The sequence below is a fragment of the Arthrobacter sp. SO5 genome (assembly GCF_020532805.1).
Taxonomy (GTDB): Bacteria; Actinomycetota; Actinomycetes; order Actinomycetales; family Micrococcaceae; genus Arthrobacter.
This window is the reverse complement of the sequence record NZ_MQTQ01000093.1, coordinates 83841-101269: the sequence shown is the minus strand read 5'-3', so window position 1 is coordinate 101269 and position 17429 is coordinate 83841. Positions and strand designations below refer to the sequence as shown.

The following is a 17429-nucleotide window of genomic DNA, read 5'->3' as shown; positions in this document are numbered from 1 at the left end:
CGCACCTGGCGGGAACGCCACCACCCGGCCAGCATCGAGACACGCCACACCAAGTCCGCCGCGGACCGGCGGGTCGAGTTCGTCCCTGACCGGGACGGCATGGCCTGGCTCAACGCCTACCTCCCGGCCGACACCGCGGCGGGGATCTGGGAACGGACCACCGCCGCGGCCCGGGCACTGCAGGGCCCGGACGAGGCCCGGACCCTGACCCAACTCCGCGCCGACATCGCCGCGACCTTGCTCCTGACCGGCAACGGGGCCGCCGGTACCGGCACTGGAACTTCGGGCGGGATCGCTGGCAGGTTGGCCGGCGGCGGGACGGGGACCCCGGGCGGGATCGCTGGCGGGTTGGCCAGCGGCGGAACCGGAATGGCTGGCCCGGCCGGGGGTGTGCCGTCGCCGCGGGCGCAGGTCCTGATCACCGTCCCCGTAATGTCCCTGCTGGGCGTCAGTGATGAACCGGCGACCCTGGACGGGTTCGGGCCGATTCCGCCGTCGATGGCCCGACGCCTGATCGCCGACGGCGCGGACTCCTTCTACCGCGTCCTGACCGACCCACGGGACGGCGCGCCGCTGGAAATCGGCCGGACCAGCTACCGCCTGACGAAGCCCCAGCGGCAATGGCTCCGGCTCCGCGACGGCAAATGCCCGTTCCCCGGCTGCAACAACCCCTCCCTGGACAACGAGGCCGACCACCTCCTGGCCTGGGCCGACGGCGGAACCACCGGGATCGCCAACCTCGGCCAGCCCTGCCCCAAACACCACCGCCTGAAACACGGCTCCGCCTGGACACCCACCGGAGCCAGCAAAGACAGCCCGCCGGGATGGATTTCACCGTCCGGCCGGGCCTACTCCAGCGAGCACCAGGACTGGGAGCCACCCCACTGGCCGGACCACGTCCTGACTGCGGAGGATCCGGGCCCGGATCCCGGACTGGAACTGCCCCCGGACCCCTTCCCGGACTGGCACCACTTCACCGCCGGGTACCCATGGCCGGCCGCAGAACCAGACGACCCACGCCTGTCAGCGCGCTTCTGCGACGCCTCTCCGGAAGACATCACGCACCAATATGCGTGATCGGCTGGTTGCAGGCCGTTCCTCTGCGGCAGTCCAACGAATCTCGTGCAGTTGATCTCGTGCAGTTGATCTCGTGCAGTTGTCCGGGAAATGCGCTCACCCGACCCACCTGTCGCCCCGGGGTCGACGAATTGTGTGCGTCGCCCCCACGCTGGTTTCATGACACGTAATCCCCGGGGTGACAAAGTGGCGGGCGGGGCAAGCGACGCCGAGTGGAGGTCTGTGCTGTCCCACCGCGCGGCAGACGACGGGGCGCGGGACGCTGCCGCATCGCGTTTCACCGCAGCAGGAGTCGGAGCGGCCCAGGTGCGGGAGGCCCTGTCCGATGGGGGAGACGCGCTGTACCAGGCGGCGCGCCAGCGAAGCTCTGGCTGGGCCGAGCCCTTCGGGGGGACTCTGGCCGCTGCCCTGCTAGCGGCTGAGGTCAGCGTGCTCGCCGCGCATTTGAATTCGTGGGCATCCGGCATCCGGCATCCGGTCGGGAGCCGTTGCCGAGCTTCTCGAGGACTACAGCGCCGTCACCGTGGCAGGTGAACTCGGCGTCTCACGCCAGACGGTCTAGCGAGTGCAGTTCGACCGCCCGTGACAGGGGCAGGCAGGGCGGTTGCCGTAGCCGTATCTACGCCGGCGGATCCGTCACCAGGATGCGCACCGCGCACAGGTCCGCGGCGGCCTTCTTCAGGACCGCGGCGCGCGGATCCGGGACGTCGAGGAACGCCAGCCTCGGCCGTGCCGCGTACTGCTTCAGCACAGGTTCGGCGAGGACCTGCTCGGCAAGGGTCCGGTCGCCGCCGGGAGCCAGATACTCGATCCGGTGCTCCGCGAAAATCCGCCCGGCATGCTCCGCCACGGCCTCCACCAGCGCATCGGCCTGGTTCGCCCGGCGCCGGGCAAAGCGCTGCTGCGACCAGCCGCCGGCAGCCGTCCGGGACTGGACATGCCGTGTGCCGGTCTTGGACGCGAGCACGACGCCGCCGCTCACCACCGCCACCGAGTAACCGCCCCGGCGGACCAGTACGGCCCCGATGCTTCGCGGCTGGGACGCCAGGGATGCGAGCCGGGTGACGGCGTCGGGGCCGCGTCCGGGCCGGCCGTCCGCCGGCCACGGCGCCTGGAGCATGGCCACGGCCCCGTCCGCGGCACTGAGCTGCAGCCCGCCGTCGAGCTCCTCCTCGGTCAGGTCGCCGTGGCTCGCCGCGAACCGCTCCACCCAGCCCGGCAGCCGCGCGCCGGAGACGAACGCCACACGGGTGTCCGGGGTTGTCATGGCGGGGGTCTCCGTTGTGAGGCTGTCGGTGCGGGCGGGAACAATGCGGGCGGGAACTAGAAGTAGCCTATCTATGTGGATGATCTCTTTGGCGCAGGGCGGGACGGCGGCGACGCAATCGAGGATGACGGCGACTCCGAGGACACGGCGGACGCAGGCTCCGCCCGCCGGGCCGCTTCCCCGCGCAGCCCGCTGGCCGTCCGAATGCGGCCGCGGACCCTCGATGACGTGGTGGGACAGCAGCACCTGCTGGGGCAGGGCTCGCCGCTGCGCCAGCTCGCCGCGGGCACGGACGCCACAGGCCCCGCGGGACCCAGTTCGCTGATCCTCTGGGGGCCTCCCGGGACCGGCAAGACCACGCTGGCACACGTCATCGCCAAGGGCCCAGGCCGGAAATTCGTCGAGCTCTCCGCCATCACCGCCGGCGTCAAGGATGTCCGGCGCGTCATGGATGAGGCCCTCACCGCGCGGGACCTTTTCAAGACCACCACCGTGCTGTTCCTGGACGAGATCCACCGCTTCAACAAGGCCCAGCAGGACGCCCTGCTGCCCGGCGTCGAGAACCGCTGGGTGGTCCTGGTTGCCGCAACCACCGAGAACCCCTCCTTCTCCGTGGTGTCCCCGCTGCTTTCACGGTCCCTGCTGCTGACCCTGAAACCGCTCACCGACGCCGACGTCGAGGGGCTGCTGCTGCGGGCCGCGACTGACCCCCGCGGGCTTGGCGGGAAAGTGGACCTCAGCGCCGAGGCCCTGGGCCATCTCGTCCGGCTCTCCGGCGGGGACGCCCGCCGGGCGCTGACCGCGCTGGAGGCGGCGGCCGGCGTCGCGTTCGGGGACGCGGACGACGCCGACGGGATCGCCGGGGAAGCGGAGGCAGGCCCGGTGACGATCGAACTCAAGCACACCGAACGCGCCCTCGACGTCGCCTCGGTGCGCTACGACCGGGCCGGTGACCAGCACTACGACGTCGCCAGCGCCTTTATCAAATCCATCCGGGGTTCCGACGTCGACGCTGCCCTGCATTACCTGGCCCGGATGCTAGAGGCGGGAGAGGACCCGAAGTTCGTGGCCCGGCGCATCGTTATCTCCGCGGCCGAGGACGTGGGGATGGCCGACCCGACCGCACTGCTGACCGCCGTCGCCGCCGCCCAGGCCGTGCAGCTGATCGGCATGCCCGAGGGCCGCATCATCCTGGCCGAAGCCGTGGTCCACCTCGCCACCGCACCCAAATCCAACGCCGCGTACATGGGGATCAACCAGGCGGTCGCAGACGTCCGCGCCGGCCTCGGCAACGGCATCCCCGCCCACCTGCGCGACGCCCACTACCCGGGATCCAAACAACTGGGCCACGGGCAGGGTTACAAATACGCCCACGACGCGCCACACTCGGTGGCCACGCAGCAGTACCCGCCGGACGACCTCGTGGGCCGCAACTACTACGAACCCACGGCCAACGGCGCCGAGCGGGAGATCTCCACCCGGCTGGAGCGGCTGCGCAGGATCATCCGGGGCAAGTGAGCTTCTGGTAGGGTTGTACGTTGTCTGGCAAGGCACGGACGCACAATCCACCTGATTTCAGCATTGCACGCTGTTGCGATGCTCATCTGATGTGTTGGCGCTGTGCCCAGTAGCAAAAGGCAGCGGTTGGCCGATGCTCTCCATGATGGAGGCCAGTAACACTGACACACCGCAGATATTGGAAGGACACAAGTGGCTAACAACACTCGTGCTCGCCGTACCGCACGCCTTTCGCGTGCCCTCGGCATCGCTCTGACCCCCAAGGCCGCCAAGTACATGGAGCGCCGCCCGTACGGCCCCGGTGAGCATGGCCGTGCCCGCAAGAAGCAGGACTCCGACTACGCCGTACGTCTGCGCGAAAAGCAGCGTCTGCGCGCCCAGTACGGCATCCGCGAAGCCCAGATGACCCGTGCCTTCGAAGAAGCGCGCCGGACCAAGGGCCTGACCGGTGAAAACCTGATCGAACTGCTCGAAATGCGTCTCGACGCCCTCGTGCTGCGCGCCGGTTTCGCCCGCACCATCGCCGCCGCCCGCCAGCTCGTTGTGCACCGCCACATCATGGTTGACGGCATCCGCGTTGACCGTCCCTCGTTCCGCGTCGCCGAGGGCCAGCTGGTCCACGTCCACAGCCGCAGCGAGACCATGGCTCCGTTCCAGGTTGCAGCAGCCGGTGCGCACCGCGATGTACTGCCGATCGTTCCGGCCTACCTGGACGTCAAGCTTGACGCCCTGCAGGCGCGCCTGGTCCGTCGCCCCAAGCGCTCCGAGGTCCCCGTGACCTGCGAAGAGCAGCTCGTCGTGGAATTCTACGCACGCTAGATCCAAAGCAACACCCTCCAAAGAAGCCCGTGGCACGCGCCGCGGGCTTCTTTGTATGTAAGGTACTTGGGGGAGTTCTGCGGTTGCCGGCTGTTGAGCCGGGGAACGCCGCAGGAATACGACGCAACAAGGAGATGAAGACTATGTCTGGTGGCGATATTGCCGGCCTGATCGCGGCCGGAGTGTTTGCACTGCTGGTCCTGCTGCTCGCCGTGCCGATCCTCAAGCTCGGGGGAGTGTTTGACGAAGTGCGGACCTCCATCCGCTCCATCAGCGACGGCGCCACCCCGCTCATGGACGAAGTCACGGCCACGGTCTCCACCACCAACGAGCAACTGAAGAAGGTTGACGGGATCGCCAACAACGTCTCGGACGCCTCCGCGAACATCTCGGCGCTGTCCTCGCTGGTGGCAGCCACCGTGGGATCGCCGTTGATCAAGGTCGCCGCGTTCAGCTACGGCGTGCGCTCCGCCTTCACCGCCCGCAAGAAACCCGCTACCGGCCGCCGCAGCCGCTAAGCCGAGCTGGAGAACCTGACTATGAACAGAATCATCTGGATGGGCATCGGTGTCGCCATCGGCGTCATCGCCTTCCGCAAGATCAACCAGGCCCAGTCCAACCTCGGCCCCGAGGGCTTGAACCGGGCCGTGGGACGGCTCGCCGACGGCCTCTACGACTTCGCCGACGCCGTCCGCGAGGGCATGCAGGAGCGCGAAACCGAACTCCGCGCCGCACTCGGCGTGGACACCGGCACCGACGCCGCCGTCGACGCGGGCCTGGTGAAGGCCGACGTCCGCGGCACTGCCGGCCGGAATGCACTCCGGCGCTAGCCGGGGGAGAATGAGAATGAAGGCGGCACCCGCAGGGGCCGCCGGCGCGGCTCACCGCCGGGACCAGAGCGTTCCGCGGATCAGACGCGCGAACCACAAACGCAGTGAATATTGAAGGGTACGTAATCAGCTCATGAAGTCGCAGGAGATCACCAAGCGCTGGATCGACTTTTTTGTCAGCAAGGGTCACACAGCCGTGCCCTCCGCCTCCCTGGTCTCCAGCGACCCCTCCCTGCTGTTTACGGTGGCCGGCATGGTCCCTTTCATCCCTTACCTGACGGCGAGGGAGGAAGCCCCCTACAAGCGCGCCACCAGCGTGCAGAAGTGCATCCGGACCGGTGACATCGAGGAAGTCGGCAAAACGGCCCGCCACGGCACCTTCTTCCAGATGTGCGGCAACTTCTCCTTCGGGGATTACTTCAAGGAAGACGCCATCAAGTTCGCTTGGGAACTGCTCACCACGGGCGTTGACGACGGCGGCTACGGACTGCCGCCCGAGCGCCTCTGGGTCACTGTCTACGAAGAGGACGACGAGGCCGAGCAGCTGTGGCTCAAGAACACCGGGATGCCCTCCGAGCGTATCCAGCGGATGGGCAAGGCGGACAACTACTGGTCCACCGGCCAGCCCGGCCCGGCCGGCCCCTGCTCCGAGATCTACTACGACCGCGGCCCCTCCTACGGCGTCGAGGGCGGCCCGATCGCGGACGAAAACCGTTACGTGGAGATCTGGAACCTCGTGTTCATGCAGTACCAGATCGATAACGTGCGCTCCAAGGTGGACTTCGACATCACCGGCGAACTGCCCAAGAAGAACATCGACACCGGCCTCGGCATGGAACGCCTCGCGATGATCCTGCAGGACGTCGAGAACATGTACGAGACGGACCAGGTCCGTCCCGTCATCGACCAGGCCGCGGCCCTCTCCGGCCGGCCCTACACCTCCGCGGAGACTGCCGAGGACCCGCACCACACCGACGACGTCCGGATGCGTGTGGTCGCCGACCACATCCGGTCCTCCCTCATGCTGATCGCCGACGGCGTCACCCCCTCCAACGAAGGGCGCGGCTACGTGCTGCGCCGCCTGATCCGCCGTGCAGTGCGTTCCATGCGCCTGCTCGGCGTCGAAAAGGCCTGCCTGCCGGACCTGCTCCCGGCCTCGAGGGACGCCATGAAGGGTGTCTACCCCATCGTGGAGACGGACTTCGACCGGATCAGCCGGATCGCGTACGCCGAGGAGAAGGCGTTCCTGCGCACCATCGCCTCCGGCACCGCCCGCCTCGAGGACGCGGTCAAGGAATCCAAGGCCGCCGGCCGCCCGCTTTCCGGCGCCGACGCCTTCGCCCTGCACGACACCTACGGCTTCCCGATCGACCTCACGCTCGAAATGGCCGAAGAGGCCGGGCTCAAGGTCGACGAGCCCGAATTCCGCAACCTCATGCTGGAACAGCGCCAGCGGGCCCAGGCTGATGCCAAGGGCAAGAAGGGCGCCCACGCGGACCTCAGCGCGTTCCAGGAACTGCTGTCCGCCGGGGAGACGGTCTTCACCGGCTACACCGAGCTCACCGGCGAGTCGAAGGTCCGCGGCATTCTCTCCGGCGGCCGCAAGGTCTCCCAGGCCTCGACGGGCGATGAAGTCGAGCTCGTGCTGGCAGAGACCCCGTTCTACGCCGAGGCCGGCGGCCAGGCCGCCGACACGGGCCTGATCACCGGCGACGGCTTCGTCGTCGAGGTCCTGGACGTGCAGCGGCCCATCAAGGGCCTGAGCGTGCACCGTGCCATTGTCCGCGAGGGCGAGATCGGAGCAGACTCACAGGTCCTGGCCGCCGTGGACCGGGAACGCCGCCATGCCGCGGAGCAGGCCCACACCGGCACGCACATCGTGCACGCGGCCCTGCACCAGATCCTCGGCCCGGAGGCCCTGCAGCGCGGCTCCTTCAACAAGGCCGGCTACCTGCGCTTCGACTTCGCCTGGGGTGAGGGCCTGAGCGCCGCCACCCGGTCCGAGATCGAGGAAGTCTCCAACATCGCCATCCGCAACAACTTCCGGGTGGAGACCAAGGTCATGGGGCTCGCCGAAGCCAAGGCGCTCGGCGCCATGGCGCTGTTCGGCGAGAACTACGGCAACGAGGTCCGCGTCGTGGAGATCGACGGCGCCTGGTCCCGCGAGCTCTGCGGCGGCACCCACGTCGAGAACACCTCGCTGATCGGCAGCCTGTCCCTGCTCGGCGAGCAGTCCGTGGGTTCGGGAAACCGCCGCGTGGAAGCGTTCGTCGGCATGGATGCCTTCCGGCACCTCGCCGCCGAACGGGCGCTCGTCACGGAACTCACGGAAATTCTCAAGGTTCCCTCCGGCCTCCTTGCGGACAGGATCGGCACCACGCTGGCCAAGCTCAAAACCGCGGAGAAGGAGCTTGATCGCCTGCGCAAGGAACAGCTCACGGCCGCCGCCGCCCAGCTGGTGGGCACCGCAAAGGACGCCGCCGGCGTCAAGGTCATCGCGCACGACGCCGGCCAGGTCAGCGGCGCGGATGACCTGCGTGGCCTGGCGCTGGACCTGCGGACCCGCCTCGGTTCCGATCCTGCCGCCGTCGCGGTGGCCGGGGTCAGCAACGACCGCCCGGTTATCCTCATTGCCACCAACGACGCCGCCCGCGCGGCCGGCGTCAAGGCCGGCGCCCTGGTCCGACTGGCCGCCGGGATCCTCGGCGGCGGCGGCGGCGGCAAGGACGACGTCGCCCAGGGCGGCGGCACGGAGGCCGCCAACGTCGGCGCGGCACTCGCCGCCGTCGTGGACGCCATCACCCGGCGATAGCGGAACGTCTGTGAATGAACCAGCCGTGCCCGGCGACTACCCCCAGGGCGTAAAGCTCGGGGTCGACGTCGGCACCGTCCGGGTCGGCGTCGCGGTCTGTGACCGGGACGGCATCCTGGCAACTCCGTTGCGGACGCTGGAACGGAACGTGAAGAAGAATACCGATGTGCGGATTCTTGCGGCGCTGGCCGCGGAGCTGAACGCCGTGGAGATTTTCGTCGGCCTGCCGCGGACGATGAAGGGCGAGGAACATGCCTCCGCCCGGATGGCCACGGACTACGCAAAACTACTGGCGGGTAAACTGGGGGAGTTAGGTTCCGAGGTGCCGGTCAGGCTGATCGATGAGCGCCTGAGTACAGTCTCGGCCCACCGGCACCTGCACGACGCTGGCGTGAGCAGCCGAAATCACCGTAAGGTGGTTGATCAGGTTGCGGCCGCAGGTATCCTGCAACACGCGATCGATATGCAAAAGGCCAGGGGGACGGAGGCCGGAATCCGCGTGTATGCGGATTCCGTTCCGGGGCCAACCGGGGATGGCCTACCAACCGGTCCGGCACTAGAAGAGCATCCTGCACCACGAATTCTGCACAAAACGGAAGGCAACAGTGAGCCCGGTCAACAATGACGACTCCCCAGGTGATGATTTCGGCACCGGCCTTCCGCTGACGCGCAAAGAAATCAGGGCCCGGGAAAAGCTCCTCTCGGCCCAGGGTCAGGACGGCGTTCCGCCACAGGCATACGAGACCGGCGAGGACACCCCGACGCCGGCGGCTTCGGCCGCGCCACGGACTCCCGCGGCGCAGCCGGTGGCTCCGATCGAGTCGGCGCCACCGGAACTCCCTCCGGCTGCCCCCACAGTCCACGAAGAACCAGTCCACGAAGAACCAGTCCACGAAGAACCAGTCCACGAAGAACGCGTCCGGGCGGAATACCCGCCCGAAGCGTTCGAAGAATCCAGCCAGGACGAGCCGGTGCACGAGTACGCCGGTGCTGCTGCCCGCGAGGACACTTCCCGGCGCGCCACCGAACTGCAGCACGGCTACGAAGTCCACCACCAGGCCGAACCCCACGACGACTACGCCGTCCACCCCGACGACGGTGCCCACCAGGTCTATGAAGATGCCGACGCAGAACACGCCGACTATCACGAGGAAGCCGGTCACGACCTCATGGCCGGAGCCGCCACCATCCGCACCGCCAAGGGACCGTCCAAAAAGGTCCGCCGCCGCCGCCGCTTCCTGGCGCTCGTGCTGACCCTGGTGGTCTTCGTTGTGGCGATCGTCGTGGGCGCGCAGTTCCTGAAGCCCCTGCTCGGCGGCGACACCGTGGCCGACTACCCCGGCCCTGGCACCGGCGAAGTCGCCATCACCATCCCGGCAGGCGCCGGCCCCAAGTCTGTGGCCACCCAGCTCCAGGAGAAAAAGGTCATTGCGAACCCGGACACCTTCATCAAGGAGTTTGCCGCCGCGGGCGGAGCCCTGAGCCCCGGCGAATTCACCCTGCGCAACGAAATGAAGGCCTCGGATGCCGTGGCCGTGCTGCTGAACCGGGACAAGGGCAAGGTCCTGTACTTCGCCGTGAGTGCCGGGCTCAGGATCGGCGAATCACTGCAGGCGATCTCCGAAGGGACCGGGGTTCCGGTGTCCGAGCTCAAGGCACTCAGCGATTCGCCCGCGCAGTTCGGCGTCCCGGCCAAGGCCAAGAACCTCGAAGGCTTCCTGGCCCCCGGCGAGTACCGCTTCCCGCTGGGGACCACTGCCAAGGATGTTTTGCAGAAGCTGGTCACCAGCACCCTCGACGAGCTCAAGTCGCAGGGAGTGACGGATCCGGCCAAGCAGTACGACGTCGTCACGGTCGCCAGCATCGTCCAGGCCGAAGGTGGCCAGGCGGAATACGGCGACGTGGCCGGAGCCATCTACAACAGGCTCAAACCCAACAACACCGAGACCAACGGCCTGATCCAGTCCGATGCCACCGTGACCTACGGACTGGGCATCCGAAGCTTCCACATCGACGAAAATCAAAAAACCGACAAGTCCAACCTCTACAACACCTACGCGATCACTGGACTCCCGGCGGGTCCCATCGGATCACCCGGCAAGACGGCCATCGATGCCGCCGCCAAGCCCAAGGCCAACGACTACCTCTACTGGGTGACCATCAACCTGGACACCAAGGAGACGAAGTTCTCCAAGACCCTGGCTGAGCACAACACCTACGTTGCCAAGTACAACTCCTGGTGTGAGGCGAATCCGGGACGCTGCGTATGACGCTGCGGGCGGCCGTCCTAGGGCACCCGATCAGCCATTCCAAATCCCCGGCGCTGCACCGGGCCGCATACGCCTACCTCGGCCTGGAGTTGGACTACGCGCCGTTCGACGTCACCGAAGAAGCCTTGCCGGCGTTTATGGCAAGGGTCCGGGACGAGGCCGGCCGGGGCGAACGCTGGCGCGGATTATCGGTCACCATGCCGCTGAAGACCGCGATGCTCGCCGAGGTTGACGAAGTCCGCGGCATCGCCCGCGCCCTCGGGGTCATCAACACTGTCGCCTTCGAGCCGGACGAACCCGCGGACGGCGCTTCCGCCGGCAGGAGCGGCACCGTCCGCCTCATCGGCTACAACACCGACGTCGCCGGGATCGTCAACGCCCTCCGCCACGCCGGCGCCCCGGCGGCACCGGCCGCTGCCGTCCTGGGCGGGGGAGGGACCGCTGCTGCCGCGATCGCGGCCTTGAAGGAACTGGGCGCCCCCGCAGCGGACGTCTTCGTCCGTGATGTCGGCCGGGCCGCCGCAGCGCGCGCAGCCGCAGCCGCCGTCGGCCTGCCCATCCGGGTCCTGCCGATCACCGGCGCCGCGACCGCCGTCGCCTGGGCCGACGTCGTCATCTCGACGCTGCCGCCGCGTGCCGCGGACACGTTGGCGGGGGAGCTGCAGCACGCGTTTGGGGCGGAGCGTGCACGGGAATCCGGGCGGACCAACCCCGGAGTCCTGCTCGACGTCGCCTATGATCCCTGGCCCAGCCGGATCGCAGCCGCGTGGCAGGATGCCGGCGGAACCGTGGTGGCCGGACTTGAGATGCTGATCTACCAGGCCGTGGAACAGGTGCGGCACTTCACCGGACTCGGGGACGCCGTTCCACGGGAGGTCATAGATGTGATGTGTGACGCAGTGGGGGCGCCCCGACGGGTGTTCTAAGCGCCTTACATGGCAGGATGGACGCTATGTTGCGTTGGTTGACTGCCGGAGAATCCCATGGTCCGGCCCTGGTCGGAATTATTGAAGGCGTGCCCGCCGGTGTGGAACTCACCAGCGCCCAGATCGCCGGGGCGCTGGCCCGCCGCCGGCTGGGCTACGGCCGCGGCGCCCGGATGAAGTTCGAGCAGGACGTGGTGACTATCCTCGGCGGCGTCCGTCACGGACTCAGCCAGGGCGGCCCCGTCGCCATCCACGTCGGGAACACCGAATGGCCCAAATGGGAGCAGATCATGTCTGCGGACCCGGTGGCCCCCGAAATCCTCGCCGACCAGGCGCGCAACGCCCCGCTGACCCGGCCACGCCCCGGCCACGCCGACTTCACCGGCATGCAGAAATACGGATTCGACGAGGCCCGGCCCGTGCTGGAGCGCGCCAGCGCCCGCGAAACGGCCATGCGCGTGGCCCTCGGCACCGTGGCCGCGGCATTCCTCAAACAGCTCGGCATCGAACTTGTTTCCCACACCGTGTCGATCGCCAGCACCGCCGTGCCGGAAGGGCGCCCCCTGCCGGTCCCGGACGACGTCCTGGCCCTGGACGCCGACCCGTTGCGCTGCTTTGACCGGGAAACCTCCGACGCGATGGTGGCCGCGGTCGACGTCGCGCACAAGGAAGGCGAAACCCTCGGCGGCGTGGTGGAAGTGCTCGCGTACGGCCTCCCGCCGGGGCTCGGCAGCTACGTCCACTGGGACCGACGCCTCGACTCACGCCTCGCTGCTGCCCTGATGGGCATCCAGGCCATCAAAGGCGTGGAGGTCGGCGACGGCTTCCGCACCGCCGCCCGCCGGGGCTCCGCCGCCCACGACGAGATCGTCAAGGACGCGGACGGCAAGATCGTCCGCACGTCCAACCGGGCCGGCGGGATCGAAGGCGGCATGAGCATTGGCGACGTGCTGCGCGTCCGGGCGGCAATGAAACCGATAGCCACTGTCCCGCGCGCCCTCAAAACGGTCGACGTCAGCACCGGGGAGGCCGCCAAGGCCCACCACCAGCGCTCCGACGTCTGTGCCGTCCCCGCCGCCGGCGTCGTCGCCGAGGCCATGGTGGCCCTGGTCCTCGCGGAAGCGGTCACGGAAAAGTTCGGCGGCGATTCCGTGCAGGAGACCGCCCGCAACCTTAGGGGCTACCTGGACAACATCCCGGCGTCCCTGGACTCGATCGGCCAGTAATGCCGGCCGGGATCACCAGGGCGACGGCCGGCACCAACGCCGGCGCCGACACCAACGCCGGTGGCGGCAGCGCTGCCGGGGCCCGGCCCGTCGCCCTGATCGGGCCGATGGCGGTCGGCAAGTCCGCCATCGGCCAGCAGCTTGCCCAGCAGCTGGGAGCGGCATTCGTGGACACCGACGCCGTCATTGTCGACAACCACGGGACCATCGCGGAGATCTTCGCCCGCCGCGGCGAGACCGTCTTCCGTGAACTCGAAGCCCGTGCCGTGGCCCGGGCCATCGAGGAAGCACAGGGCAGCAACACGGTCATCTCGCTGGGCGGCGGCGCCGTGCTGGACTCCGGAACCCAACAGCTGCTGGACCTGTGTACCGTGGTGTATCTCGAATGCGACTCCGACACCGTGGCGGAACGCATTGCCAGGAATTCAGGCCGGCCGCTCCTGGCCGGTGACGCCATGGAACGCTGGAAGGCACTGTTCGCCACCCGGCGGCCGGTCTACGAGCGGCTGGCCGACCTGGTGTTCGATGTCCGGAGCGGATCCGTTCCGGAGCTCGTCCGCCGGCTGCAAGATGCGCTGGGGGAGCTGACCGCCGGGAAGAGAGCGGCAGCGCCCATGACAGCGGCGACTAAGGAAGTTGAAAAGTGATTACCGAATCAACCGTCATCAAGGTCACGGGGCAGACGCCCGGCGAGAACTACGACGTCGAGGTGGGCCGCGGCCTGCTGTCCCGGCTCCCGGGCCTGCTGGGCGAACGCGTCAAGCGTGTCCTGGTCATCCACCCCCGGGCGCTGCGGCTTACCGGCGACACCGTCCGGGAAGAGCTCGCCGCGGCGGGCTTCACGGCGCTGACCGCCGAGATCCCCGACGCCGAAGAGGGAAAGCACATCGAGGTGGCGTCCTTCTGCTGGCAGGTGCTGGGCCAGAACGACTTCACCCGCTCGGATGCGATCGTCGCCGTGGGCGGCGGGGCCGTGACCGACCTCGCCGGCTTCGTTGCCGCCACCTGGCTGCGCGGCGTCAAGGTCATCCACATGCCCACGAGCCTGCTCGGCATGGTGGACGCCGCCGTCGGCGGCAAGACCGGTATCAACACCGCCGAAGGCAAGAACCTCGTCGGCGCCTTCCACCCGCCCGCCGGCGTCCTGGCCGATCTGGACACCCTCGACACCCTGCCGAAGAACGAGATCATCTCCGGCATGGCCGAGGTCATCAAATGCGGGTTCATCGCGGACCCGGCCATCCTGGACCTGATCGAAAAGGATCCGGCCGCCGTCGCCGACCCCCGCTCGGACACCCTCCGGGAATTGATCGAGCGGGCCATCACGGTCAAGGCCCGGGTCGTGTCGGCGGACCTCAAGGAAACCGGCCAGCGCGAGATCCTCAACTACGGCCACACGCTTGGCCACGCGATCGAACTCGTCGAACGCTACTCCTGGCGCCACGGCGCCGCCGTCTCCGTCGGCATGATGTTCGCCGCGGAACTGGCCCGCAGCGTCGGCCGGCTCAGCGACGCCGACGCTGACCGGCACCGCAGTATCCTCGAGAGCCTCGGCCTTCCCCTCACCTACCGCCGGGACCGCTGGCAGGCCCTGCTGGACGGAATGCGGCGGGACAAGAAATCCCGCGGCGACCTGCTGCGTTTCGTGGTGCTCGACGGCGTCGGGCGTCCCGGGATCCTCGACGTCCCGGACACCTCGCTCTTGTTCGCGGCCTACCAGGAGATTGCCTCCTGATGACGTTCGTCCCAGGCGGAACCAGCGACTGGCCGGATGCCGGGTTTCCCGGGATCAGGATCAACCCGGACAGCCTCATGCCGCAGCTGGTGAACGAGGACGCCGTCGCCGCGGCGCTGGCTGCCTCGGATGATCCCGGCGACCTGATCTTCGTGCGACTCGTCGAAGGCCACGCCGCGGAGGCCGCCGAGCTGCTGGCCGAGGCCCGCTACACGAATCCCGATTCGCTGCGCCTGCGCATCTTCGAGGCGGACGTGCTCCGGGTGTCCCACCGGGCCGACCGGGCCGTCGAGCTGTTCCGGCACCTGCTGGCCGAGACCCAGGGCACCCCGGACGAGGCCGTGATCCGCCAGCAGCTGGGCCGCTCCTACTTCGCCGGCGGCCACATCTCCGCCGCCGTCGAATCCTTCGCCAAGGCCTTGGACCTGCGCGTCGCGGGCTCCGCCGACGCGTCGCTCATCTACTCCTCCACGGTGGCCCTCCAGCGTGCCCGGGACGTGCGGGACCTCAACTCCTGAGCTCCGCGCGGCTCGCGCAGGCGGCCCCTTCGGCAGCCGCCCGGCGGAACCGGTAGAATGGATCTTGGATTTTTGATAAATACGCGCTGGCGGGCCGCTATGGCATGCCTGCCCGGCATAGCCGGCCGGCTCCTGGAGCCAACCGCATAAGAAACCAGAGGATACAGTGGCAACCACTAACGACATCAAGAATGGAACCGTCCTTAAGCTTGAGGGCCAGCTGTGGAACATCATCGAGTTCCAGCATGTGAAGCCGGGCAAGGGCGGCGCCTTCGTTCGCACCAAGATGCGCAACGTGATGTCCGGCAAGGTCGTCGACAAGACCTTCAACGCCGGACTCAAGATCGAGACCGCCACGGTAGACCGCCGCGATTACCAGTACCTATACCAGGACGGCGCGGATTTCGTTTTCATGGACACGCAGGACTTCGACCAGCTCACCGTGCCCGGTCCCACTGTGGGCGACGCCACCAACTTCATGCTCGAGAACCAGATGGTCAACATCGCCATCCACGAGGGCAACCCGCTCTACATCGAACTGCCCCCGAGCGTCGTCCTCGAAATCACCTACACGGAGCCGGGCCTTCAGGGCGACCGCTCCTCGGCCGGCACTAAGCCCGCCACGCTGGAGACCGGCTACGAGATCCAGGTGCCCCTGTTCGTCGAGAACAACACCAAGGTCAAGGTCGACACCCGCGACGGCAGCTACCTTGGCCGGGTCAACGACTAGTGAGTGCACGCGGTAAGGCCCGCAACCGGGCCCTGGATGTTCTCTTCGAAGCGGAGCAGCGTTCCGTCTCGGCGTTCGATGTGCTGAAGTCCCGTCGCGAGCAGACGGACCAGATCGTCAACCCGTACACCCTCGAAATCGTCGAAGGCGTCGTGTCCCACCACGTGGCGATCGATGAGTTCCTGGAAACCTATTCGCAGGGCTGGACCCTGGAGCGGATGCCTTCGGTGGACCGCATCATCCTGCGGATCGGTACCTGGGAGCTGCTCTACAACGACGACGTTCCCGACGGCGTTGCCGTCAGCGAGGCCGTGGCCCTGGCCAAGACCCTGTCCACGGACGAGTCGCCGTCGTTCATCAACGGACTGTTGGGCCGCCTGCAGCAGCTGAAACCTTCGCTGCTCGCCTGATCGCCGAGCGAGACAGAAGGGCCGGTGCCCGCCCAGCGGCGGCCACCGGCCCTTTCTGCGTGCTACTGGAGGACGGCTGCCCGGAGTGCCACGACGTCGGCCAGCTGCTGCTGCTCCTCGCGCTGGTGCGCCGGGACGTCCAGGCCGGTCAGGATCCGCTGGCGGGTGAAGGCGAGGCGGGTGGCGGCGTGCAGGAAGGCGCTCATCTGCGGACCCCGGCCGGTCGATCGGGCCCATTTCAGCGCCCGACGGCGGCCGCCGGCGGTGGCCAGCATGTCCACCTCCGCGCCCGTGAACCAGCCGGCCGCCGCGTATTCCCGGAGCCGCTGCCGGGTCAGCCTGTTTTCGGCGACCCGCAGCATCACAATGACCAGGACCGCGAGCAGGAAGATCGGGATCTGGACCAGGATGTACTGCGCCAGGAAATCCTGGCCCATCGAGTTCCACCCTCTGTGCAGCAGCATCGCCGGGATCAGGCCCACCACGAAGGCAGCAAGAATCAGTCCGGTGTTCCCGCGCCGGGCCGCGAAGCCCAGGAGGAGGCCCGTAGTTCCCGTGAAGATCGCATGGGCGAAGGGCGACATCACGCCGCGGAGGAAAAACACCACGACTAGGTCAGGGCCCGGGGTGCCGGACTCCGCGATCGCGCGGCCGAAGTAGAGGATGTTCTCGGTGAACGCGAAGCCGCCCGCAATGGTGAAAGCGAACACCACGCCGTCGACCGGCCCGTCGACGTGTTTCCGGGCGAAGAGCACCAGCAGCAGCAGCCCGAGGGACTTCGCGAATTCCTCCACCACCGGTGCCTGTACTGTCACGGCGAACGTTGTGTAGTCCAGGCCGGAGGCAGGACCGGCCGTGAGTGCGAAGACCGGCTGGATCAGCGTGGTCACGGCAATCGATACGGCTGCGCCCCATACAAAGGCAAAGACCAGAAGCCGGCGCGGTTCCGGTTCCCAGCGGTCGATGAAACGCACTGCCAGCAGGACCGCCGACAGGGGAAGCAACGAGGCCACGAACCCCACGATGAAGCCCGGCCCGCCGGTGTTGCGCAGCAGCAAAGGCAGTACCAGGAACAGGCTGAGGAAACCGAGCGCCCAGCCGGCCACGACGAGTCCGATCGCTCCCGTCGGCGAGCGGGTGCGGGCTCCCGACACCGCCGCAGGCACGACCGGGCGGGGCAAGGCCCCGTCATGGGCGGGGGCTTGCCGGTAATTCTGGCTCCGCACGTGCCCCATCCAGCTGGGGTTGGCCTTCTTCATGAACACGAGCCTAAGGTGCGGCCGGCCGGGCA

General features: G+C 68.2%; 17 protein-coding genes. 15 read left to right on the top strand and 2 right to left on the bottom strand.

From position 1 onward, the window contains the following. Nucleotides 1-1077: HNH endonuclease signature motif containing protein (locus BJG92_RS16585; protein WP_232085082.1), on the top strand; the 1077-nt coding region annotated here is incomplete at its 5' end. 619 nt (nt 1078-1696) lie between these two features. Here BJG92_RS16585 and BJG92_RS16580 read toward each other — a convergent pair. Further along, the gene (locus tag BJG92_RS16580) at nt 1697-2344 is read right to left on the bottom strand and encodes an acVLRF1 family peptidyl-tRNA hydrolase (protein ID WP_232085081.1); all 648 of its coding nucleotides are present in this window, start codon (nt 2342-2344) and stop codon (nt 1697-1699) included. A 75-nt stretch (nt 2345-2419) separates the two neighbouring features. Here BJG92_RS16580 and BJG92_RS16575 point away from each other — a divergent pair, with 75 nt between their 5' ends. From BJG92_RS16575 to nusB, 14 genes are all read left to right on the top strand, one after another. Continuing rightward, the gene (locus BJG92_RS16575) at nt 2420-3862 is read left to right on the top strand and encodes a replication-associated recombination protein A (RefSeq protein WP_232085080.1); all 1443 of its coding nucleotides are present in this window, start codon (nt 2420-2422) and stop codon (nt 3860-3862) included. 192 nt (nt 3863-4054) lie between these two features. Then, complete coding sequence (rpsD, locus tag BJG92_RS16570) at nt 4055-4681, top strand: 30S ribosomal protein S4 (RefSeq protein ID WP_232085079.1); 627 nt, start codon at nt 4055-4057, stop codon at nt 4679-4681. 143 nt (nt 4682-4824) lie between these two features. After that, the gene (locus BJG92_RS16565; RefSeq protein WP_232085078.1) at nt 4825-5199 is read left to right on the top strand and encodes a DUF948 domain-containing protein; all 375 of its coding nucleotides are present in this window, start codon (nt 4825-4827) and stop codon (nt 5197-5199) included. A 21-nt stretch (nt 5200-5220) separates the two neighbouring features. After that, nucleotides 5221-5511 carry a DUF6167 family protein gene (locus BJG92_RS16560; protein WP_269462098.1) on the top strand — a complete coding sequence of 97 codons (291 nt, stop codon included), beginning with the start codon at nt 5221-5223 and terminating at the stop codon, nt 5509-5511. A 133-nt stretch (nt 5512-5644) separates the two neighbouring features. Continuing rightward, nucleotides 5645-8323 carry an alanine--tRNA ligase gene (gene alaS / locus BJG92_RS16555; RefSeq protein WP_232085077.1) on the top strand — a complete coding sequence of 893 codons (2679 nt, stop codon included), beginning with the start codon at nt 5645-5647 and terminating at the stop codon, nt 8321-8323. Nucleotides 8324-8348: 25 nt separating this feature from the next. Beyond that, nucleotides 8349-8948: a Holliday junction resolvase RuvX gene (gene ruvX / locus BJG92_RS16550; protein ID WP_232085076.1), complete on the top strand. Its 600-nt coding sequence runs from the start codon at nt 8349-8351 to the stop codon at nt 8946-8948. Further along, a complete protein-coding gene (gene mltG, locus BJG92_RS16545; protein ID WP_232085075.1) occupies nt 8929-10593 on the top strand; it encodes an endolytic transglycosylase MltG in 1665 nt (554 codons plus the stop codon). Before ruvX ends, mltG begins: the two co-directional genes overlap by 20 nt. After that, a complete protein-coding gene (locus BJG92_RS16540; RefSeq protein ID WP_232085074.1) occupies nt 10590-11519 on the top strand; it encodes a shikimate dehydrogenase in 930 nt (309 codons plus the stop codon). The genes mltG and BJG92_RS16540 overlap by 4 nt, the downstream gene beginning before the upstream one ends. Nucleotides 11520-11545: 26 nt before the next feature. Then, a complete protein-coding gene (gene aroC, locus BJG92_RS16535; protein WP_232085073.1) occupies nt 11546-12745 on the top strand; it encodes a chorismate synthase in 1200 nt (399 codons plus the stop codon). Beyond that, entirely contained in the window at nt 12745-13392 is a 648-nt protein-coding gene (locus BJG92_RS16530; RefSeq protein ID WP_374199819.1) for a shikimate kinase, read from the top strand. Before aroC ends, BJG92_RS16530 begins: the two co-directional genes overlap by 1 nt. After that, nucleotides 13389-14480: a 3-dehydroquinate synthase gene (gene aroB / locus BJG92_RS16525; RefSeq protein WP_232085072.1), complete on the top strand. Its 1092-nt coding sequence runs from the start codon at nt 13389-13391 to the stop codon at nt 14478-14480. The genes BJG92_RS16530 and aroB overlap by 4 nt, the downstream gene beginning before the upstream one ends. Then, nucleotides 14480-14998, top strand: coding sequence for a tetratricopeptide repeat protein (locus BJG92_RS16520; protein ID WP_232085071.1), 519 nt, complete (start codon nt 14480-14482; stop codon nt 14996-14998). The genes aroB and BJG92_RS16520 overlap by 1 nt, the downstream gene beginning before the upstream one ends. Before the next feature lie 166 nt (nt 14999-15164). Then, complete coding sequence (gene efp / locus BJG92_RS16515; protein ID WP_136322650.1) at nt 15165-15728, top strand: elongation factor P; 564 nt, start codon at nt 15165-15167, stop codon at nt 15726-15728. Further along, nucleotides 15728-16138 (top strand): transcription antitermination factor NusB, encoded by a 411-nt coding sequence (gene nusB / locus BJG92_RS16510; RefSeq protein ID WP_232085070.1) that lies wholly within the window; start codon nt 15728-15730, stop codon nt 16136-16138. The genes efp and nusB overlap by 1 nt, the downstream gene beginning before the upstream one ends. 62 nt (nt 16139-16200) lie before the next feature. On the opposite strand, the gene BJG92_RS16505 is transcribed toward nusB, so the two are convergent. Further along, nucleotides 16201-17397 carry a PrsW family intramembrane metalloprotease gene (locus BJG92_RS16505; protein WP_232085069.1) on the bottom strand — a complete coding sequence of 399 codons (1197 nt, stop codon included), beginning with the start codon at nt 17395-17397 and terminating at the stop codon, nt 16201-16203. Nucleotides 17398-17429 lie beyond the last annotated feature (32 nt).